Annotated in this window: 21 protein-coding genes; 9 read left to right on the top strand and 12 right to left on the bottom strand. The window is 71.3% G+C overall.

All coding sequences use genetic code 11. The features are described 5' to 3' along the window. Window positions 1-34: 34 nt before the first annotated feature. From AB0M11_RS01660 to AB0M11_RS01645, 4 genes are all read right to left on the bottom strand, one after another. The gene (locus tag AB0M11_RS01660; protein WP_365700192.1) at window positions 35-1,078 is read right to left on the bottom strand and encodes an NAD(P)-dependent alcohol dehydrogenase; all 1,044 of its coding nucleotides are present in this window, start codon (window positions 1,076-1,078) and stop codon (window positions 35-37) included. Then, window positions 1,075-2,211 carry an ABC transporter permease gene (locus AB0M11_RS01655; RefSeq protein ID WP_365700190.1) on the bottom strand — a complete coding sequence of 379 codons (1,137 nt, stop codon included), beginning with the start codon at window positions 2,209-2,211 and terminating at the stop codon, window positions 1,075-1,077. Before AB0M11_RS01655 ends, AB0M11_RS01660 begins: the two co-directional genes overlap by 4 nt. Before the next feature lies 1 nt (window position 2,212). After that, window positions 2,213-3,790, bottom strand: coding sequence for a sugar ABC transporter ATP-binding protein (locus AB0M11_RS01650; RefSeq protein WP_365700188.1), 1,578 nt, complete (start codon window positions 3,788-3,790; stop codon window positions 2,213-2,215). 67 nt (window positions 3,791-3,857) lie between these two features. Continuing rightward, window positions 3,858-5,000, bottom strand: a complete 1,143-nt coding sequence (locus AB0M11_RS01645; RefSeq protein WP_365700186.1) for a substrate-binding domain-containing protein — start codon at window positions 4,998-5,000, stop codon at window positions 3,858-3,860. Window positions 5,001-5,382: 382 nt separating this feature from the next. On the opposite strand from AB0M11_RS01645, the gene AB0M11_RS01640 reads away from it, so the two are divergent. The 4 genes from AB0M11_RS01640 to AB0M11_RS01625 are packed head-to-tail and all read left to right on the top strand — an operon-like array spanning window position 5,383 to window position 8,356. Next, the gene (locus AB0M11_RS01640) at window positions 5,383-6,792 is read left to right on the top strand and encodes an aromatic ring-hydroxylating dioxygenase subunit alpha (protein ID WP_365700185.1); all 1,410 of its coding nucleotides are present in this window, start codon (window positions 5,383-5,385) and stop codon (window positions 6,790-6,792) included. 8 nt (window positions 6,793-6,800) lie between these two features. Next, window positions 6,801-7,103: a 2Fe-2S iron-sulfur cluster-binding protein gene (locus AB0M11_RS01635; protein WP_365700183.1), complete on the top strand. Its 303-nt coding sequence runs from the start codon at window positions 6,801-6,803 to the stop codon at window positions 7,101-7,103. Window positions 7,104-7,110: 7 nt separating this feature from the next. Next, window positions 7,111-7,326, top strand: a complete 216-nt coding sequence (locus AB0M11_RS01630; RefSeq protein ID WP_365700181.1) for a transposase — start codon at window positions 7,111-7,113, stop codon at window positions 7,324-7,326. A 4-nt stretch (window positions 7,327-7,330) separates the two neighbouring features. Then, window positions 7,331-8,356: an NADP-dependent oxidoreductase gene (locus tag AB0M11_RS01625; RefSeq protein WP_365700179.1), complete on the top strand. Its 1,026-nt coding sequence runs from the start codon at window positions 7,331-7,333 to the stop codon at window positions 8,354-8,356. 61 nt (window positions 8,357-8,417) lie between these two features. Here the strand turns inward: AB0M11_RS01625 and AB0M11_RS01620 are convergent, their stop codons facing one another. From AB0M11_RS01620 to AB0M11_RS01605, 4 genes are all read right to left on the bottom strand, one after another. Further along, a complete protein-coding gene (locus tag AB0M11_RS01620; protein WP_365700177.1) occupies window positions 8,418-8,732 on the bottom strand; it encodes a putative quinol monooxygenase in 315 nt (104 codons plus the stop codon). 71 nt (window positions 8,733-8,803) lie between these two features. Then, window positions 8,804-10,540: a PEP-utilizing enzyme gene (locus tag AB0M11_RS01615; RefSeq protein WP_365700175.1), complete on the bottom strand. Its 1,737-nt coding sequence runs from the start codon at window positions 10,538-10,540 to the stop codon at window positions 8,804-8,806. A 52-nt stretch (window positions 10,541-10,592) separates the two neighbouring features. Continuing rightward, window positions 10,593-11,384 (bottom strand): SDR family oxidoreductase, encoded by a 792-nt coding sequence (locus tag AB0M11_RS01610; protein WP_365700173.1) that lies wholly within the window; start codon window positions 11,382-11,384, stop codon window positions 10,593-10,595. Window positions 11,385-11,413: 29 nt separating this feature from the next. Then, window positions 11,414-12,712 carry an aromatic ring-hydroxylating dioxygenase subunit alpha gene (locus AB0M11_RS01605; RefSeq protein WP_365700171.1) on the bottom strand — a complete coding sequence of 433 codons (1,299 nt, stop codon included), beginning with the start codon at window positions 12,710-12,712 and terminating at the stop codon, window positions 11,414-11,416. 223 nt (window positions 12,713-12,935) lie between these two features. Here AB0M11_RS01605 and AB0M11_RS01600 point away from each other — a divergent pair, with 223 nt between their 5' ends. From AB0M11_RS01600 to AB0M11_RS01585, 4 genes are all read left to right on the top strand, one after another. Then, window positions 12,936-13,322 carry a VOC family protein gene (locus tag AB0M11_RS01600; protein WP_365700169.1) on the top strand — a complete coding sequence of 129 codons (387 nt, stop codon included), beginning with the start codon at window positions 12,936-12,938 and terminating at the stop codon, window positions 13,320-13,322. A 97-nt stretch (window positions 13,323-13,419) separates the two neighbouring features. Then, complete coding sequence (locus AB0M11_RS01595; RefSeq protein ID WP_365700167.1) at window positions 13,420-14,424, top strand: thiamine pyrophosphate-dependent dehydrogenase E1 component subunit alpha; 1,005 nt, start codon at window positions 13,420-13,422, stop codon at window positions 14,422-14,424. A gap of 5 nt (window positions 14,425-14,429) precedes the next feature. Beyond that, the gene (locus AB0M11_RS01590; protein ID WP_365700165.1) at window positions 14,430-15,443 is read left to right on the top strand and encodes an alpha-ketoacid dehydrogenase subunit beta; all 1,014 of its coding nucleotides are present in this window, start codon (window positions 14,430-14,432) and stop codon (window positions 15,441-15,443) included. Window positions 15,444-15,448: 5 nt separating this feature from the next. Next, a complete protein-coding gene (locus AB0M11_RS01585; RefSeq protein ID WP_365700163.1) occupies window positions 15,449-16,975 on the top strand; it encodes a 2-oxo acid dehydrogenase subunit E2 in 1,527 nt (508 codons plus the stop codon). An 8-nt stretch (window positions 16,976-16,983) separates the two neighbouring features. Here the strand turns inward: AB0M11_RS01585 and AB0M11_RS01580 are convergent, their stop codons facing one another. After that, entirely contained in the window at window positions 16,984-17,589 is a 606-nt protein-coding gene (locus AB0M11_RS01580) for a helix-turn-helix domain-containing protein (RefSeq protein ID WP_365700161.1), read from the bottom strand. A 142-nt stretch (window positions 17,590-17,731) separates the two neighbouring features. Here AB0M11_RS01580 and AB0M11_RS01575 point away from each other — a divergent pair, with 142 nt between their 5' ends. Next, window positions 17,732-18,412: a TetR/AcrR family transcriptional regulator gene (locus AB0M11_RS01575; protein ID WP_365700159.1), complete on the top strand. Its 681-nt coding sequence runs from the start codon at window positions 17,732-17,734 to the stop codon at window positions 18,410-18,412. Between the two features lie 27 nt (window positions 18,413-18,439). On the opposite strand, the gene AB0M11_RS01570 is transcribed toward AB0M11_RS01575, so the two are convergent. From AB0M11_RS01570 to AB0M11_RS01560, 3 genes are read right to left on the bottom strand one after another with little or no spacing between them, the layout of a single operon-like run. Continuing rightward, window positions 18,440-18,757 (bottom strand): hypothetical protein, encoded by a 318-nt coding sequence (locus AB0M11_RS01570; protein WP_365700157.1) that lies wholly within the window; start codon window positions 18,755-18,757, stop codon window positions 18,440-18,442. Beyond that, entirely contained in the window at window positions 18,754-19,908 is a 1,155-nt protein-coding gene (locus AB0M11_RS01565) for a thiolase family protein (RefSeq protein ID WP_365700155.1), read from the bottom strand. Before AB0M11_RS01565 ends, AB0M11_RS01570 begins: the two co-directional genes overlap by 4 nt. Continuing rightward, window positions 19,905-20,363: an OB-fold domain-containing protein gene (locus tag AB0M11_RS01560; protein ID WP_365700153.1), complete on the bottom strand. Its 459-nt coding sequence runs from the start codon at window positions 20,361-20,363 to the stop codon at window positions 19,905-19,907. Before AB0M11_RS01560 ends, AB0M11_RS01565 begins: the two co-directional genes overlap by 4 nt. Between the last annotated feature and the right edge of the window lie 13 nt (window positions 20,364-20,376).

The raw sequence follows: 20,376 nt of genomic DNA, 5'->3' as shown, positions 1-20,376 counted from the left end.
TCGGACTCGGGCGCCGGCCCGGCGCGGGGGCGGCTCACGCCTGCGGCAGCACCACCGCCCGGCCGTTGACGTCACCGGCGTGCAGACGCTCGTAGGCCGCGGGCGCCTCGTCGAGTGTGAAGGTCTCGACGTGCGAGGTGACCAGACCCTGTCGGGCCAGCTCGACCACCTCCATGAGCTCCCGGCGGCTGCCCCAGTAGGGAAACGAGGCGGAGACCTCGAACGGCAGCCCGCCGCCGAAGCCGACCGCCAGGGTGCCTCCGCCGAGGCCGACGATCGTCACGTCGCCCTCCACGGCCACCGCGGCCGCGGCCACGGCCAGCGTCGCCTCGGCGCCCACGAAGTCCAGGACCACCTCGGCTCCGATCCCGCCGGTGAGCTCCCGTACCCGTGCAGCCGCAGCGCCGTCGGAGAGGAGCGCCTCGTGGGCGCCGACGGCACGGGCCAGCTCCAGCTTCTCCTTGCTCACGTCGAGGGCCACCACCGTGGCCGGTGTCAGGGCGCGGAGCAGCTGCACGGCCAGGTGCCCCAGGCCGCCGACTCCGATGACCACCGCCGTACTGCCCGGGACCAGCTTGGGCAGCGACTTCCTGATGGCGTGACAGGGCGTCAGCCCCGCATCGGTGAGCGGGGCGGCCTGCACCGGGTCCAGTCCGTTCAGGGGCACGAGATGGCGGGGCGAGTCCACCAGCATGTACTCGGCGAGCGCACCCGGAGAGCCGAGCCCAGGCGGCAGGATGCCGAGTCCGGCGGCATGTGGGCAGCAGTTCTCCTTGCCCACCGCGCACTTGGGGCACCGCCCGCAGCCCCAGGGGCCGTACACCGCCACCTCGTCGCCTTCCGCGACCGCGGTGACACCGCTGCCCACCGCCGCGACGGTGCCGACGCCCTCGTGGCCGAGCGTCATCGGCAGAGCGTAGGGGAACTGTTCCTCGGGCCACCCCATGACCGCCAGGTCGGAGTGGCACAGCCCTGCCGCCGTCACCTGCAACAGCACCTGCCCCGGCCCCGGTCGGGGCTCGGGAACCTCGACGACCTCGGGGGCCTGCCCGACTCTCCGGTACTGGACAGCCTTCATTCTTCGGTCTCCTTGTCGACAGCGGGCAGGGCGTCGCCCTTCGGGGGAGCCTCGAAGCCGACACGCGAGTGGCTTCCCCTCCGGCGGCGCAGAACGGCGGGGAGGGTGAGCCGCCCACCCGTCAGGACCAGGGCCACGATGAGGACGGAGCCGGTGAACAGGCTGGCGGCCCACTGGGCGCTGGTGGCGAGCCCCAGTCCCGTGATACCTGTCCCGAGCAGGAGGACCGCGAGGACGGTGCCCCAGGCGTTGAAGCGGCCCGCGCGCAACTGGGTCGCCCCGACGAAGGCGGCGGCATAGGCCGACAGCAGATACGGAGTGCCCGCGGTGGGTGATCCGGAACCGACCGAGGACGCGAAGACCACGCCGGCGAAACCGGAGAGCAGCGCGGAGGCCACCAGGGTCAGAAAACGCAGCCGGTCGGTACGCACGCCCTGCAGCCGCGCCGCGTCGGCGTTGAAGCCGGTCGCGTACAACCGCCGTCCCGTGGCGGTGTGTTCCAGCAGGAACCAGATGGTCAGCGCGGCGAGCAGCAGATACAGCACCGGCAGTGTGATGCCGCCGGCGTCGAGCTGGGCGATGCTCGCGAACGGCTTGGCGAGCAACTGCACACCGGTGATGGAGCTGTCGTCGGTGACCATGGTGATCAGTGACTGGATCAGCGCCCCGGTGGCCAGGGTGGCGATGAACGAGTCGACGCGCAGGAACACGACCACGATCCCGTTGACGACTCCCACCAGCAGCGCGGCCGTCATCGCCAGGGTGACGGCCACGCCGGGGCCGAGTCCGGCGGAGACCAGGAAGCGGGCGGTCAGCACGCTGGTGAGCGACATGGTGTAGGCGACCGACAGGTCGAAGACGCGTGCGGCCAAAGGCGGTACGACGCTCAGTGCCACCAGGCCGGCCACCGCGTTGCCGTTCAGTACCTGCTTGACCGTGATGACGGTCGGGAACGTGTCCGGCGCCCAGACGGAGAAGATCACGACGATGACCAGCCACACGTACACGGCGCCGACGTTCCGGAACGACACGGCGGCCGCGGCCCGTCGGACCGGTGTCCCCCGGAGGAACGGCGCGGACCTCCGCGCTGCGGCGGGCGGGCGTTCCACCGCTCGGGTCGGGGTCGATGTCATGTCACTCGGTTCCTTCCATCGCGTGCACGAGCGCGCGCTCGGTGATGTCCCGGCCGCTGATCTCCCGTGCGATCCGGCCGTCCCGTACCACCAGGACACGGGTGCACAGCGCGAGCAGGTCCTGGGTGTCGGAGGAGCAGACGATGACGCCCATGCCCTCCTCGGCCTGCCGCTCTATCAGGTCGTACAACTGCAGGCGGGTGGCGATGTCCACGCCTGCCGTGGGTTCGCACAGCGCCAGCACGGGCGGGCGCTGGGCCAGGCAGCGGGCCATGACGACCTTCTGCTGGTTGCCGCCGCTCAGGGTGGTGATCCGGGCGCCGGGGCCGGCCGTGCGCACCCCGACCCGCCGGATCCACTCCTCGACCAGGGCGGATTCGCGGCGCCGGGGCAGCCGCCCGGTCCTCGCGCGCAGGCGTCGCAGGAGCGGGAGGGTGAGGTTCTCGCCGACCGAGAAGTCGCCGATGACTCCCTCGGTCGCCCGGTCCGCCGGGACCATGGGCAGGCCCAGCATGTCGGCGTCACGCGCCTCGGTCCATCGGTCGGAGCGTTGCGGCAGCCGCAGCCGGCCGCTCACCGGTCCGGTATGGGCGCCGCACACCGCGTAGGGCACGATCTCGTGTCCGGAGCCGACCAGACCGGTGATGCCCAGGAGTTCGCCCCGGGCCAGGTCGAGGTCGACTCCTCGCAGCGGCCCGGCCCGCAGGCCGCGTACCTCCAGTACGGCGGGGGTGGGACGGGAGGAGCGTGCCGGACGGTGGTCCGTGCCGGCCGCGGTTCCCGTGGCCTCGCCCGCCATGAGCTCGGTGAGGGAGCGGGGGGTGAGTTCGGCGACCGGCCGGGTGGCGATGCGGCGTCCGCCGCGGATGACGGTGACCCGGTCGGCGAGCGCGAAGATCTCGTCCATGCGGTGCGAGACGTACAGGACGCCGGCGCCGGCGTCACGGATCTCCCGCACGATGTCGAAGAGACGGGCCACTTCGCCGGGCGGAAGCACGGCGGTGGGCTCGTCGAGGACCAGGACACCGTGGCCGCCCTCCCAGCCCTGGAGGGCGGCGGCGATGGCCACCACCGTGCGCTGGACGGGGGTCGCCTTCGCCAGGGGACGGTGTACGTCGATGTCGACGCCGAACCGTTCGACGAGGGCGCTCGTCCGCCTCGACATCTGCGGCCAGTCGACGTTGCCCAGGGCCGTGCGGGCGAAGCCGTGGCTGAGGGCCAGGTTGTCGATGGCGCTCAACTCGCCCACCAGGCCCAGTTCCTGGTGGACGAAGCGGAGCCGGTCGTGGCGGGAGGTGGTGGCGTGGCCGAGGTCGAAGGGCTCGCCGTCGAGTTCCGCCACCGCACCGGGCTCCGCGTGGTGGTAGCCGGCGAGGATCTTGATGAGGGTGGACTTGCCGGAGCCGTTGGGTCCGATGAGGGCGTGGATCTCGCCGGGGGCGACCTCGAGATCCACGTCGGTGAGCGCCTGGGTGGCGCCGAAGCTCTTCGACAGAGCGGCCACCCGCAGGATCGGCCGGTCGGTCCGCCGGGCCGTGTCATCCGTGTCGCAGCGCATTGTTGACGGTGTGTCAGTCACGACCGGACCTCCGTCTGCGGGTGGGAGGGGTGCCGCCGGCTCGGGCCGGCGGCGGTCGTCGGCCGGGTCAACTCAGGCCCCAGAGCGCCTTGAACTGCTGCCGGTAGCTCTCGACGATCGGGAAGTCGCCGTCGGCGGAGGGCAGGTTGTCCTTGGTGACGAGCATGTTGGGCAGGGCCGCCTTCTGGTCGACGGCCATGGACTGGCCGGTGAAGTGCCGGGCCAGGGCGTCGACCTGGAGCCAGGCGGTCTCGTGGGAGTTGAGTGCCATCGCGCCGTCGGTGAGACCGCTCTGGATGTACTGGTAGTTCTGCGCGTCACCGACGTTGACGACGATGTGCTTGCCGGTGATGCCGGCGGTCTTCAGCGCGGCGGGCACGCCCACGTTGAGCAGGCCGAGAGAGAAGACGACATGGGTCACCTTCGGGTGTGACCGGAGATAGGACACCACGCGGTCCGGCATGTCCTTGCCCACCGCGGTGATGGGCACGTCGACGTTGTCGAGCGCGCAACCGGCGCACCACTGCCTGTAGGTGGCGGCGAAGGAGTCCTTGACGGGCTTGAGGATGGTGTAGGCCGGCAGATCGAAGTACACGGTGTCCGCCTTGGCGCCGCTGTTCGACACCACCCAGGAGGCGAGCATCCGGCCCTGGACGCCGACGTCCTTGGGCCCGTTCTTCAGCAGGGAGATGCCGTCGCCGACGACGTCGTCGGCGTTCGACTGGACGACCGGAATGCCGGCCGCCTTCAGCTGTGCCAGCTGCTTGCTGTAGACCGCGCGCGGGAAACCGGAGGCGACCACGGCGTCCGGCTTGTCGCGCACGGCCTGCTCGTAGGCCGCCTGGACGGATTCCGGTGTGCCCTGGGTGGCGATCTGCTTCACCTTCCAGCCGAGTTGCCCCGCGGCCTGGGTGAAGAAGTCGGCGAGGTCCTTGCAGGACTGGACGCCGCAGAGGATGAAGTCGATCTTCTTGCCCTTGGGGACGGGTCTGCCGACGGGCCGGGTGACGGAGATCGCGGTCGGGCGCTCCGCGTACGTCTTCAGAGCGGTGCGGGCCGCCGTCAGGCCGGGGGAGGCGGGTGCGGCCGCCTGTGAGGAGCCGGCGGCCGGAGTGGTGCCGCTCCCGCACGCCGTCACAGTGAGCAGCGCAGCGGCGGGGACGATCGCGGCGAGGGCGCGGCGGACCGCGCGACCGGGTCTGGAACTCATCGTTGAGAACTCCCGTGGTGTGGCGCCTGGGCTGCCGCGACCCGCGGCGCGGGGCGGAACGGCACGCGACAGGTAGAGGGTGCGTCGATCGCCGGCGTGGGGTACGGCGCGGGCCGCCTGGGTGAGGTACCCGCGGCGCTGGCACCGGGCCGGCCCAAAGCCGTCCCGGATCGGAGAAACTTATGAGGTGCTACAGCCTCAAGTGGGTCGGAGTGTGACACGCCGCAGCGCCCTTGGGGAGGGGAAGCGTCGAGAAATTTCCGCACCCCTTGTCGCATTCCGTGCTGACCTCGGCTGATGCCGTCCTGATGCGCGGTCGAGGGTGTTGCTCCGCACCGCAAGCCGTAACTACACTCGCTCTAAAGTTTCTGCCGGAGGAGAGATGATGGACGAAACGTCGGAGCTGGGTACCGCGCGGTGCCCCGGGCCCAGCGTCCAGGACTACCTCGACCAGGACAGCCGCCCGGTCCCGCCCGCCCTGAGGTTCGAGCGGAACGATCCCCTCGGCAGCGAGGACATCGACACCGCGCGCTTCACCTCCCGTGAGTGGGCCGAACGCGAGATGCGGCAGGTCTGGCGGCGCGTCTGGCAGTTCGCCTGCCTGGAGAGCGAGATCCCCGAGGTCGGCGACCACGAGGTCTACGAGATCGGCGACGACTCGCTCATCGTCGTGCGTACGGCCCCCGACGAGATCCGGGCCTTCGTCAACGTGTGCCTGCACCGCGGCCGCAAGCTGCGCACCGGCGGCGGCAACGTGAGCGAGTTCCGCTGCTCGTTCCACGGCTTCGCCTGGAACCTCGACGGCACCATGCAGACCCCGCCCTGCGCCTGGGACTTCCCGCACGTCACCCCGGAGAAGTTCGCCCTTCCCGAGGCCCGGGTCGCCACCTGGCGCGGCTTCGTCTTCATCAACATGGACCCGTGCGCGGAGTCCTTCGACAGCTACCGCGGCACCTTCGACGACTACTACATCTGGCCGCTGGAGAACCGCTACAAGTCGCTGCACATCGCCAAGGTGCTGCCCTGCAACTGGAAGGTCGCCCAGGACGCGTTCATCGAGTCCTTCCACGTCATCGCCACACACCCGCAGATGCTGCCGTGGCTCGCCGACGCCAACTCCCAGTACGACGTGATGGCGGACCAGCCGAACTGGAACCGGATGATCAACATCCAGGGCGCGCCCAGCCCGCACGTGGCGGACTCCGTCACGGAGGAGGAGGTCCTGGAGACCTTCTACGACTCGCGCGCCTTCTACTCCGCCGCCCAGGGTCGTGACCTGGTACGGCAGGAGGGCGACCAACTCCCCGCGATCCCGCCCGGCGGCACCGCCCGCCAGGTCCTCGCGGAGCGGATGCGCGAGCAGCTCGCGGCCACCTCGACGCAGGACTTCTCGCAGACCCCGGACACCGAACTGCTCGACGCCATCAACTACTTGCTGTTCCCCAACTTCAACCCCTGGGGCGGCGCCAAGTCCAACATCATCTACCGGTTCCGGCCCAACGGCCTGGACCCCGACTCCTGCACCGCCGAGATCATCTTCATGTCCTCCCCGAAGCAGCCCGGGGAGATGCCGCCCCCGGCGAAGATCCGCTGGGTGCCGCAGGACATGCTCTTCGCCGACATTCCCGAACTCGGTGTGCTGGGGCCCGTCTTCGACCAGGACTGCGAGAACCTGCCCTACGTCCAGCAGGGGCTGAAGGCGATGCGCAAGCCGGGCATCACGCTCGCCAACTACCAGGAGAGCCGCATCCGCCACTTCAACCGGACGCTCGACCAGTGGATGGAGAGGTGACCCACCGGGTGTCCGTCAGACCCCTGGGCGCCGAACTCGACGTACTCGACGGCGAGGACGTGTTCACCGCCGCCGGGCGCCTCGGCTACCGCTGGCCCACCGTCTGCGGCGGCAAGGGAACCTGCCGCACCTGCTTCGTCCAGGTGGAGGAGGGCGTCGAGAACTGTTCCCCCGTGGGCCCGCTGGAGCGCGAGGGCATCGAGGCCCTGCGCAGACCGGTGGACGGCCTGACCCGGCTCGCCTGCCGGCTCCGGGTCGAGGGCCCGGTGACCGTGACCAAGCGCGGCGTGCGCCGCCGAGTGCAGGAGTGAGGGGCCGATGTCCAAGCAAGTGATCCACCCGCTGACCGGGCATGTGTACCGGCTCACCGAGGACGGACTGGTCGAGGTGACCGACCCCAGGACCGGGGCGAAGGGCGTCTTCGACTTCCAGGCGCGCTGGCAGTCGGGCGAGCTGCGCCACGCCGACCTGCAGATGGCCGGCTGGGTCGGCCGGCTCGCCCAGCGGCGCACGGCGCCCCCGCAGGAGGGGTGACGCCGTGCCCTCGCGCACCACGCGGGTCGTCTGCCTGAAGCGCCGGCCCGTGAGAGAACCGGTCGCCGGTGACTTCGCCGTGGAGGAACGCCCCCTGCCACCCCTCGGTGAAGGGCAGGTCCTCGTCCGGAACCTCTACATGAGCGTCGACCCGTCCACGCGCGGACGGCTGGAGACCACCGAGAAGCACTACACGCACAACTTCACCCCCGGATCACCGCTGGACGGGCGGGCCCTCGGTGTCGTGGAGGAGAGCCGCTGTCCCTCCGTACCGCCCGGCGCCTTCGTACGGCACCAGCTTGGCTGGCGGGAGCGGGTGGTACTGAACGGGGCGGACACCGACGGCGCGGCGCGTATCGACCCGCGACTCGCCCCGCTGCCCACCTGGCTGGGGCTGCTCGGCCAGACCGGATTCACCGCATACGTCGGCCTGACCCGGATCGCGCAGCTGCGTCCCGGCGACACCGTCTTCGTGTCGGCGGCGGCCGGCGCCGTCGGCACCGCCGCCGGCCAGTTCGCTCGGCTGCTGGGCGCGGATCGTGTCGTCGGGACCGCCGGCGGACCGGACAAGTGCGCGCTGCTGGTGGGGGAGTTCGGGTACGACGACGCCGCGGACTACCGTGCCGAGCCGGTGCGCGACGCGCTGGCGCGGATGGCACCCGACGGCATCGACGTGTACTTCGACAACGTCGGCGGCGAGCAGCTCGCCGCTGCCCTGCACGCGCTGCGGACCGGCGGCAGGGTCGCCCTGTGCGGCATGATGTCGCAGTTCGGGGGCGAGCGGCGGACCGTGGACATCAACCAGTTGATCCAGGTGGTCCTCAAGCGGCTGACGCTGTCCGGGTTCATCGTCCGCGACCACGACGACCTGCGGCCGGAGTTCGAGCGGCGGGTCGCGGGCTGGCTCGCCGAAGGCCGTGTCACCGCACGTGAGACGGTCGTGGACGGTCTGGAGAACGCCGCGGGGGCGCTGCTGTCCCTGCTCGGCGGCGGCAACGTCGGCAAGATGCTGGTGCGGCTGGACGACTGACGACTGACGGATCGAACGCCTGAAGCGGCGCCCCTGGACACGGGGCGCCGCTTCAGGCGTTTCAACGCATGGGGCGTGACTCGGCGACCGTGTGGGCTGTCAGGGAGACCCCGACCCGGGTCAGCCCCGCCACGGCCGCCCGGAAGTCCTTCATGTGCCCGGTGGCGAAATGCTCGTCCAGGGCCTGTGGGGAGGCCCAGTGCTCGAACACCCGGATGCGCCGCTCGTCGTCGGCATCGGCGGTCATGGCGTAGTCCAGGCAGCCGGGTTCCGCCTCACGGGTCCGCCGGCCCAGCAAGGCGAGGGCCTTCAGCATGGTCGCGCGGTCACCGGGTTCGTAGTCCATCCAGCCGGCGACGACGACTTCCCCTGCCATGGTGTGTTCCCTTCGTGGTCATGGGCGCGGACCCGCCGTTCCCTCAGGGGAGCGGCGGGCCCACGCGTTCCTCAGAGGCCGAGTGCGGCCGGCACGCTGTCCACGGTGACCGTGCCCTTGTCGCCGTCCACGGTGATCACCATGCCGTCCCGCAGCCGTCGTGTCCCGTTCTCGACGGAGATCACGGCCGGGATGCCCAGCTCGCGGCAGACCACCACGGCGTGGCTGTTGAGGGCGCCCACGTCCACGACGGCCGCCCCGGCGACCAGGAACAGCGGGGTCCAGGCCGCGTCCGTGATCGGCGCGACCAGCACCTCACCGGGCTCCAGCGCCTCGCACGAGGCCGGGTCGGTGACCACCCGCACCCTGCCGGTGTACGTGCCGTGACTGCCGCCCACGCCGGCGAGGACATCGCCCTCGACGGCCGCCGGGGTCCGCTCCTCCGTGCGCCGCGGCCAGGTGTCGACCTCGGTCCGGGCGTCGTCGGCGACGAAGAACGGCGGCTCCAGGTCGTGCAGTCCCGCGTACTCCGCGAGCCGCTGGGCGATCACCGGGCCGAAGGACTCCGGGGCGGCGACATAGTCGTCCAGTTCGGTGTCCAGCAGCATCATCACGTCCTCGGGCCGGGCGAACAGCCCCGCCTCGACGCCGCGGCGACCGAGTTCCCGTACCGCCATGCGGATCTCGTTGACGACGGTGACGCAGTTGGCCTTGGTGCGCTCGCGGGCCGGGATCCACACCTGGGAGGCGTGCATGCCGGCGTCGAACAGGGGCTGCGTCTCCTCGGGCAGCGCGGCCCGGATCTCCCCGGCCGTGCGCTCGCGCCCCTCCGTCAGCCGCTTCTGGCGGGCGGCGGGGGAGGCGTCGTCGGGACTGTGCCGGATCCGGTCGACCAGGGCCAGCGCCTGCACGGGTGCCGCCTCCCAGGACAGTGCGTGGATGTCCCACTCGTTGGGGCCGCGGTCGCCGGACTCCGCCAGGAACTCCTCGAAGGAGTCACGGAACGCCTTCACATCGCCGGTCGCGGTGCCGAGCGCCTGCTCCACGGCGGCCGGACCCCGGTCGAACAGGGCGCTGAGCTCGGCCGAGGCCGCCACCTGGCGGGACAGCGTCCACAGCCCGGTCGAGGGGGAGGCCGAGTCGACGTCGCCGAGACCGCCGATCAGGTCGAGCAGGGCGCCGGGGCGGTCCACGCTCGCGCACAGCGGGCCGAGGATCGCCGGTCCGACGGAGGCGGGCAGGGACGACTCGACGTGTCGCTGGAAGGTCGTCTCCACCTCGTCCAGCAACGACCGTGCGTGGGCGACCAGTTCGGCGTCGGACAGCGTCGTCAGGTCGGGGCGTGAGCGGCGCAGGGCGCGCAGCCGGTCCCGGTCGGCATCCGCCGCGGGGAAGCCGGCCTGGCCGAGCATCCGCTGGAGTGTCGCGCCCGCCTTGCCGGTCAGCTCCTCGTCCTGGTCGTCCGGGTGCGCCACGTACACCGGTGTGTCGGAGCGCTGGCCGACGAAGGCCGCGTCGATCTGGTCCGCGGACTGACCCATCCGGATGCCGAACAGCCGCATGTGGGACAGGTTGAGGTAGAAGTGGCCGCCGAACATGCCGACGAACGGCGGCCGGGGGCCGGCCACCTCCTCCTCGCGGTAGATGCCGAACCCGACGAAGCCGCGTCGCCAGCCCTGCAGACCGCGCCCCCAGACCAGGGTCCAGCCCAGCGGGCTGGCGGGGTCCGGCAGGGTCTCGCCCGCGTTGGCCCGGGTGTAGTGCGGCAGCCGCTCACTGCGCTGCCAGTCCGTGATCCAGCTCTTCATGACGGAGATCTCCCGCTGTCCGTACCCGTGCCTGCCCCGGTCCGTCCCGCGCCTACCACTGCGCCGTGCCGCCGTCGACGCTGATCAGCGCGCCGGTGATGCCCGCTCCGGCGTCGCTCGCGAGAAGCGAGGCGACGGCCGCGATCTGCCCCACCGTGGTGATCTTCTTCGTCGCGGCGTGCTCGGCGAAACGGCTGAGCCATTCCTCGTAGCTGATGCCCTCGGCCTCGGCGGCGGCCGGGCCTGCGGCGCGCATCAGATCGGTGTCGACGGCGCCGGGGCAGATGGCGTTGCAGGTGATTCCCTGGGTGCCGTACTCGAAGGCGGTGGCCTTCGTCAGTCCGTGGATGGCGTGCTTGTTGGTGATGTAGTGGCTGATCGCCGGCTTGTTGGCCTGCTTGCCCTCCACCGAGGAGATGTTGATGATCCGGCCCCAGCCGCCGGCGAGCATCTTCGGCAGTGCCCGGCGGGTGCCGTAGAAGTAGGCGTTGAGGTTGAAGGCCAGGGCGTGGTTCCAGGCCTCGTCGCTGAGCTCGTGCACCGGGGCGAAGCCCTGGGTGCCGCCCGCGTTGTTGACCCAGATGTCGAGCCGGCCGAACCGCTCGGCGGTGAAGTCGGCGAGGGACTCGATGTCCTCCTGGCTGCTCGCGTCACAGGAGTGGAAGACGGCCCGGTCCCCGGCGTCCAGCTCCTCCAGGGCCTGCTTGCCCTTGATCTCGCTGCGTCCGCTGATGACGACCGTGGCGCCGTCGGCCAGGAAGGCCTCGGCGATGGCGCGTCCGATGCTGCGCGTGCTGCCCGTGATCACCGCGACACGTCCGTCGAGGCTGCCCGTAGCCACCATGGTGTTCTCCCGCGAGTGTGGTTGGTTGCTCACCTGGCGGCTCGGGGGGCTGCTGAGGCGCCTCTGTCCAGGTGCTGGTGAATGGTGCGGTGGAAGTGCTGGAGTCCGGGCTCGTTGCGTCCGAAGACGAAGTCGGTCCCGGCGAGGGCTTCAAGGCCCTGCTGGACTCCGTAGGTGGTCGCGTAGTCCTCGTCGCGGACCACTTCGTGGAACCAGGCGCCGAACCTGTCGGCGGCCTGGCGTTCCTCCTCGGTGACCGCCGGTTCCCGCAGCAGGATGATCTGCTGGGTCACCGACTCGGTCGCCGTCCGGGGAAGCACCAGGGAGACCGCGATCTTCTGGCGCCAGCCGCCGGCGATCGCGAGTCCCGGGAAGAGCCAGTAGATGGGCCCGACACAGTCCCCGGGGTCACGCCTGTCCGGCGGCAGCTCGCTCGCCTGCGCGATGGGGCGCAGGGCGGGTGCGATGCGCTGGTGGGGGCCCCAGGTGTCGTGGGCCATCATGTTCGAGAGGTTCGTCTCGAAGACGGTCTTGGGGTGCAGCGAGGCGAAGTGGTACGTCTCCAGATACCCGTCGAGGGTGACCTTCCAGTTGGGACTGGTCAGCTCGCTGGTGGCGTAGTGATGGCACTCCGCGAGCCGCAGGCCCTCCAGCAGCGGCTGCAGATCGCCCAGCCACTCGTCCAGGTCCGGCTCGGCGGCCGGGTCCAGCGACACGAAGACGATCCCCGCGCGCTCCCCGGCCGGCAGCCTCACCAGACCGCGTCCCTCGCGCGCAACCTCGCCGAAGGTCTTCTCCGCGTACACGCCCCGCAGCTCCCCGGCCAGGTCGTACGCCCAGGAGTGGTACGGGCAGGTGAGCCGCTTGGACACACCGCACCCGGCTTCCAGGAGCCGGGCGCCGCGGTGCCGGCAGGCGTTGATCATCGCGTGCACGGCACCCTGCCGGTCGCGTGTGATCAGCACCGGAACGCCGAGCACGTCGATCGCCTTGTAGGTGTGCGGCCCGGGCAGCTCGCACGACATCGCGAGCGGCAGCGGGACGCTCCGGTGGACGGCGTCCGTCTCACGCCGCCAGCGGTCGGCGTCGAGGTAGTTGGCCACGGGTTCCGTCCACTGGCCGGCCGCCTGGTGCGTCGTGTTGTCGCGATGATGCGCCATCACCCGCTCGACGAGTTCGGCCGCCTCCCGCCGCATCGCCACGGACGCGGGGTCGGTGGACCGGTCCTGGCTGATCCACGACGAGTACTCGGGAGTGGACGGGGCGGAGGCCGGTGACCTGCGCTCGGTCGCTGTCTCCCGAATCTCCGGTGAACTGGTCTGGACCACGATGTCCTCACAATCCTCCCAGCCGCGAGCCGGTGACCGGCTTCGGAACGCGACAGCTGGGCTGTGTCCGAAACTGCAACAGGACTTAGTGTGGTCTGTCAATAGAAAGTGGGGAAGTCGCCGCTCGGGGTCCCGTGGGGGTGGTTGTGTTGGTCGTGACGCGGCCGTTCGAGGTGGGTGTGGTGGTGCGGGACCTCGCCCTGATGGAGCGCTTCTACTGCGCGTGATCGGCTGTCGCGCCGAGCGCCGCTCCCGTGTGCCGGAGTCCGTCGCGGGTCCGGCCGGGCTGGGCGGCGAGCTGGCCGTCGCCTGGCTGCGGGTGCCCTCCGGGGGGCGCGTCAAGTTGATCCTGCCCCGGTCGGCGCCCGTGTCGGCAGGTGCGGCGCCCTGGTCCGCCGGGCGGCCGGGACTGTCGTATCTCACCTTTCATGTCGACGACATGGAGCCGATCGTGGCGGCCCTCCCGGGCGCGGGTGCCCGGCCCCTGTCGGACCCGGTCGTCGTCCGTGCGGGCGGTCGGCGGATCAGCTTCTGGCGGGATCCGGAGGGCAATGTCGTGGAGCTGGTGGACGGGCGCGGCGGCGAGCCTGCGTCGAGGCGTAGTAATTAGAGGCGCTGTTCAGTAAGGTTCCTGCATGCCGGTTACTGTAGACCGACACAAGTAACTCCGATTGCTTGGCAACCTCCCTCGGGCGAAGGGGCGGACGATGGCTCAACGAGCGTCCACGGCGTCGAAGAAATCCCCGCAGGTCAGTACCGCGGTCATCAGGGATCTGCACGAACGCATGGTGCGTATCCGGCTGTTCGAGACCGAGGCGGGCAAACTCATGGAGGCGGGCAAACTCCCCGGCTTCCTGCATCTGTATGTCGGCCAGGAGGCCGTCGCCGCCGGCGTGATGGCAGCCCTGCGCGACGACGACCAGATCACCTCCACCCACCGCGGCCACGGCCACGCCGTGGCCAAGGGTGTCGGCTTCCGCGCGATGTACGCGGAACTGTACGGCCGGGTCACCGGCGCCTGCCTCGGCCGCGGCGGCAGCATGCACATCAACGACCTCACCCGCGGCATGCTCGGCGCCAACGGCATCGTCGGGGCCGGCGTCCCGATCGCCGTGGGCGCCGCCTTCGCCGCCCGTTACAAGGGCGAGGACAGCGTGGCCGTGACCTTCTTCGGCGACGGCTCCACCAACATCGGCGCCTTCCACGAGGGCGCCAACATGGCCGCCATCCTCGGCCTTCCCGTGGTGTTCGTCTGCGAGAACAACGGCTACGCCGAGTTCACCCCGCAGTCCGCGCACATGCTGCTCACCGACGTCGCCGACCGGGCCGCCGCCTACGGCATGCCCAGCGTGATCGTCGACGGCATGGACGCGGTCGCCGTCCACCGCGCCGCGACCGACGCCGTCGCACGGGCCCGCTCCGGCGCCGGCCCGATGATGATCGAGGCCAAGACCTACCGCTACTTCGACCACCAGGGCGTCAAGGGCCTGCGCCACCCCTACCGCTCGGACGAGGAGGTCGCCGAGTGGAAGGCCCGCGACCCGATCGACCTGATCGAGACCCGGGCCCTCGCCGACGGCACCGCCACCCGCGCGGAACTGGACGACGTATGGCAGCGCACGCGCGAGGAGATCGCCGAAGCCATCGCCCACGCCGAGGCAAGCCCGCTGCCCGACCCCGCCGACCTGCTGCTCAACGTCTACTCGGGATGACCGCCATGACCACCACCACCGAGGCACCCGTCGTCGCCACGCGCAGACTCACCTACGTCAAGGCCTTCAACGAGGGGCTCGCCCAGGCCATGCGCGAGGACGAGAACGTCTTCGTCGCCGGCGAGGACGTGGCCGGATACGGCGGCGTGTTCCGCATGTTCGACAACCTGCTCGACGAGTTCGGGCCCCGCCGCATGATCGACACCCCGATCTCCGAAGCCGCCCTCGTCGGCCTCGGCGTGGGCGCCGCCGCCCGTGGCCTGCGCCCCGTCGTCGACCTGATGTTCATGGACTTCATCGGCGTCTGCCTCGACCAGATCGTCAACCAGGCGGCCAAGATGAAGTACATGTTCGGCGGCGCGCTGTCCGTGCCGCTCACCATCACCACCGCCTCCGGGGCGGGCCTCGGCGCGGCGGCCCAGCACAGCCAGAGCCTGGAGGCGTGGCTGGCCCATGTGCCCGGCCTCAAGGTCGTGATGCCGTGTGACGCGTACACCGCCAAGGGCCTGACGGTCTCGGCCATCAGGGACGACAACCCCACCGTCGTCATGCTCAACAAGGTGCTGCTCGGCAGCTCCGGCGAAGTGCCCGAGGAGATCTACGGCATCCCGCTGGGCCGGGCGCACACCGCGCGGCAGGGCTCCGACGTCACCGTGATCGCGTTGGGCCGCATGGTGGGAGAGGCCCTCGCGGCGGCCGACGAGCTCGCCGCCGAGGGCGTGGAGATCGAGGTGATCGACCCCCGTACCGTGCAGCCGCTGGACACGGAGACGATGTTCGCCTCCGTCCGCCGTACCAACCGGGTCCTCGTGGTGCACGAGGCCGTCACCTTCGGCGGACTCGGGGCGGAGATCGCCGCCCAGATCCAGGACGTGGTCTTCGACTACCTGGACGCGCCGGTCCTGCGCATCGGCGCCCCCTTCTCCCCGGTGCCCTTCTCACCGGTCCTGGAGAAGGCGTACGTGCCCGATCGCGCCCGCATCGCCCAGGGGTGCCGGCGCCTCCTCGAAAGGTCGTGACCGACGTGGCGGTCGAGGTTCTGCTGCCGAAGATCGGCCTGACCATGCAGGAAGGCACGATCGACGAATGGCTGGTGCCCGTCGGCGCGGCCGTCGCCGAGGGCGACTCACTGCTGAGGCTGGCCACCGACAAGGTCGACGTGGATGTCGAGGCGGAGGCCGGAGGGCTGTTCCATCCCGTGGTCCCGGCCGGTTCCACCGTGCCGGCCGGGACCCTCATCGGCTGGCTGCTGGCCGAGGGCGAACAGCCACCGGAGGCGCCGGGCGCGCCGACGCCCGCCGGATCCGGGACTGACCGGGACACGGCCGCCACGGCTGCGGCGGGCGGTGGCGGTGCGGGTGCGGCCGCCGTGTCCGGCGGCGGTGGTCGTGAGGGTGCGGCCGTGGCTGCCCCGGGTGGCGGTGCGGGCGCGGGCGCCCCGGCCGCCCTCGGCGGCACCGGTGCGGCACCCGACCCCGCCGGCACCGGTGGCCGGCTCCTGTCCTCGCCGTACGCCCGCCGGGTCGCCACGGCCGTCGGCGTCGACCTCACCGCCGTGCGCGGCACGGGACCGGGCGGCCGGATCGTCTCCGAGGACGTGGAGGAGTTCTTCGCGGCCCTCCCTGCCGACCACGGCGTCCCCGTCGACCACGGCGTCCCCGCCCCACCGGCCCCGCAGGACGGCACCCCCTCCTCGCCCCTCGTCCGCAAGCTGGCGAAGGAACGCGGCATCGACCTGTCCGGGGTGAACGGCACGGGCCCGGGAGGCCGGATCCGCCGCTCCGACCTCGACGCAGCCCCTACCGTTCCTTCCGCTCCTTCCGCCCCGCCTACCCCCGTTCGCCGGAACGCGGCTCCTCAGCCCGGCGACGTCCTCCCCCTCACGGGGATGCGCGGCACCATCGCACGCAGGATGCATGCCAGCCTCCAGGAGATGGCACAGCTGACGCACGGCTACGAGGTGCGGATGGACGCGGTGGTCTCCCTGCGGGAGCGGCTCAAAGAGGAGTGGGCCGACGGCGAACTGCCGGTCCCCAGCCTGGGCGACTTCGTGCTGAAGGCCGCGGTCCTGGCCCTGCGCGAGCACCCGCTGCTCAACGCGACCGTCCTGGACGACGGCATCCATCTGCTCGACGCCGTCCACCTGGGCTTCGCGGTGGCCGTACCGGGCGGCCTCATGGTCCCCGTGATCGAGGACGCGGCGGCGCTGCCCCTGCATGAGATCGCCCGCCGGTCGAAGGAGCTGGCGCAGGCCGCGCGCGAGGGGCGGATCTCCCCCGCGCAGTTGGAGGGGGCGACCTTCACCGTCACCTCGCTCGGCGGATACGGCGTCGACTTCTTCACCCCTGTGATCAACCCCGGCAATGTCGGAATCCTCGGCGTGGGCAGGCTCAGGGACGGCGTCGAGTGGGTGGACGACCGGCCGCTGCGGACCCGGGTGCTCACCCTGAGCCTCACCTTCGACCACCGTGCCGTCGACGGCGCACCCGCCGCCGAGTATCTGCGCACGGTCGGCGAGTTGCTCAGCAAGCCCCTGCGTCTGCTGGTGTGATCCGGGGTCTACCAGGCCGGGTCGGCGATCCGCTCCGCGAGATCGCCGACCTCGCGGACGAACGAGCGGTGCCCCAGCGACCGGTAGACGTCGTCGCCCCGGACCTGCGAGGTGGCCGCGGTCTCCAGCAGCGCCAGCAGGCCCAGGCCGTTCACCGCGGCCTCGGCGTCGGAGACGGACGCGCGGGACTTGCGCACCAGCCGCACCAGTTCCTCCAGCAACTGCGTACGGCTCTCCTGGCGGAGCGCCTCCGCCTCCTGGCTCATACCGGTCGACGACACGAAGAACACGGTGGCGGCGGACCGGTTCTCGGCCATCCACGCCAGCAGGGCGGTGATCGCCGCTCCGGTGTGCGAGCCGGGCTCCTGGGCCTCCGTGATCGACTGCAGCTGCTCGCGCAGCGCCGCGGCGAACGCACGCATGGCCTCGGCCAGGACCTGGTCCTTGGAGGAGAAGTGGTAGTACACCGCGGCCGAGGTCATCTCCGCGCGAGAGGCGATGTCGGCCACCGTCACCTCGTCCGGCGGCTGGGTGGCGAACAACTCGGTGGCCGCCTCGATCACCCACTGCTTGCGCGAGGGGCGATGAGCGGGACGGGTTCCGGATGTCGTCATGGTGTCAAGTATGCCGGGACCTGAGCCCGCCGGAGGCCCGTGGGCAGCAGGAGTTTTGCCGTCGGTGGGTCGGAGTTACTGGATACAATGGTCAGTACCGGAGAACACGGGCGCGGACTGACGGCAGCGGGCAGGGAGCAGGATGGCCACCACGAAGAACGGCAAACAGCCCGCCCACCGGCCCTCGCGGCGGCAGCACATCATCGCCGCCGCCGTACGGGTCTTCGGCCGCAACGGATTCGCCGAGACGAGCATCCAGGACATCGCGGACGAGGCCGAGGTGGTCCCCACGGCCGTCTACTACCACTTCGACGGCAAGGAGGAACTGCTCGAACTCGCCATGCGCCGGGTTTTCGACCAGCTGAACGCGGTCGTGGAGGCGGCCCGGCCGGAGTCCGAGCCGGGTGACGCGGAGGGCCTGGTCCGCGTCATCGACGCCGTATGGGAGTGGGTGGAGCGCAACCCCGACGAGGCCCGGCTGTACCAGGTCCAGGTCGCCTCCGCCAACGGCAGCGTGAAGGTGCTGCGGGACGAGTTCGAGCAGCGGCACATCCAGCGTGGCTACGACTACCTGCCCGAGGGCAGCACGCGCAGCCCCCGCGCGGCGAAGGCCCGGCACGCGGGACAGGCGCTCGCCGTCCGCACGCTGATCAGTACGACGATGCTGGTCACCGCGTTGCGGGCGGAGGGAGGACCGCTGTCACGACTGCCCTCAGCGGCCGTGCTGCAGGCGGTCAGGGAGCTGGCGCTGCGCATCGTCGCCGCCGAGGAGACACCGGCGGGGCAGGAGAAGCCGGAGAAGAAGGCGACGTCACGGACCTGAGAGGGCTCCGTCCCGGACCTGAGAGGTTCACCGGGGCAGGGGCCTGCGGCCGGCGAACAGCCCGGCCGTCGTCGCGTCGCCGTCGGGAAGGGCCGCCGGCCGGACCGGGGTGTCCGCACCCTCCTCCGGCCCGCGCGGGGCGGACGGGCCGCCCATGCCGCTGCGGGTCCAGCCAAGATCGGCGGCGCCGACCAGGACGCCCGTGCCGGCGAGGCTGGTGTCCAGGGGCGCGCGCAGGATGTCCTCGTCGAGCTGCCGGCCGATCTCCAGCCCGAGTCCGCGTGCCCCGCCGGTCACCAGCGCGGTTCGGCCGGCGCGCCGCTTGGCATGCTCGCCGCCTCTCACACCGTCAGGACCGAGCAGGCGCTGATCCCGGGCGCCCCGTACACATGGGTGAAGCCCACCCGGGGAGCGCCCGGTACCTGCGGGCCGGGCGCCCGGCCCTGCAGCTGTCGTACGACCTCGTGGAACTGCCGCAGCCCGGAGGCGCCGACGGGCTCCCCGCCGGCCAGACAGCCGCCGTCGGTGTTGACCGGTATCCGGCCCGTGGGATCGGTGGCTCCGGCGGCCAGCAGTTCCTCCTGCTCGCCGTGGCCGCACAGTCCGGTCTCCGCCAGATGGATCAACTCCGAGCCGCTGTCAGTGTCCTGAAGCTGCGCGACCTGTACGTCCGCGGGCCGTACGTCCGCCGTGCGGAAGGCCGCCTCCGCGGCGTCTACGCTGGGGCTGCGGTGGGGTCCTGGCGGCAGCCACGGAGAGAACACCTCGAACGATCCGAACCGCCGGGTGCGGAAGGCCAACGACGCGAGTCTGACCGGGCGTTCGCACAGGTCGAACGCCCGGTCGCCGAGTGCCAGGACCAGGGCTGCCGCTCCCTGTCCGGGCGAACAGAACATGTACTGGGTGAGCGGCGGGCTGACCTCGGCGGAGTCCAGGATCTCCCGCTCGGTCAGCGGTTTGCGCCGCCACGCCAGGGGATGCCGGGCGCCGTTGCGGAAGGCTCGCTCGGCCACCAACGCCAGCGCCCGCTCGGACATGTGGTGTTCGTACAGATACCGCTGGGTCTTCAGGGCGAAGAACTGGGTGGTCAGCATCATGCCGGTCTCGGCGTACCAGTCGCCGAGGCCGTAGCGGGCCGCGGAGACGTGGAACGCGCCCCGTTCGTGCTTGTCGAAGCCCACCGCCAGACCCAGGGAGGCCTCGCCCGCGCGCAGCGCGTTGGCCACCGCGAGCACCGTGGAGGCACCGGTCGCGCAGCCGTTCTGCACGTTGACGAAGGGCACTCCGGTCAGACCCAGACGGCCCACCAGTGTGTCCGGCTTGCCGGACACGTCGGAGCCGCCGGCCGCGTAGCCGATGTCCTCCCAGGCGACACCCGCGTCGGCCAGCGCCGCTCGCACGGCCCGCTCGGCCATGCCCAGGCCGGTGACACTCTCGTCGCGGCCGAAGGGGTGCATCCCGCATCCGACCACGTACACCTCGTCGACCCGGCTCATCGCTCCTCGTCCCGCTCAGGGCGGAACGCGAAGGTCAACACCTTGGTCCCGTCCTCGCTGTCGTAGGCGGGCACCAGGGTGAGCCGGACGGGCAGACCGATCCGGATCTCCTCGCGGGGCACCGCCAGCCGCGCTTCGACCAGTACCTCGCCGAGATCCACGTAGCCCACGTGGTAAGGCCGGTAGCCGCCGGCCGGCGGCCGGTACGGCGGTTTCGGCGGGAACGCCTGGAGCGTCCACGACCACACCCGCCCCTTGACCGGCAGTACCTGCTCGGACATCACCCCGTCCGCACACCTGGGGCACGAGTCGTGCCGGGGGAAGACGACGGTGCGGCACGCGGAGCAGCGGGCGCCCACGAGACGCGGTGCGCCCCCGTCGCCGTACGCACGGTCGTCGCGCTCACGGTCGTCCGGGTTCTCGAACAGCGACTCGTCGATGAGCCTGGTGGTCATGTCCCCGCCCTCC

The sequence above is a fragment of the Streptomyces sp. NPDC051987 genome (genome assembly GCF_040680735.1).
Classification (GTDB): domain Bacteria; phylum Actinomycetota; class Actinomycetes; order Streptomycetales; family Streptomycetaceae; genus Streptomyces.
The sequence above is the reverse complement of the archived record's forward strand: the minus strand, read 5'-3'. Positions and strand labels throughout refer to the sequence as shown.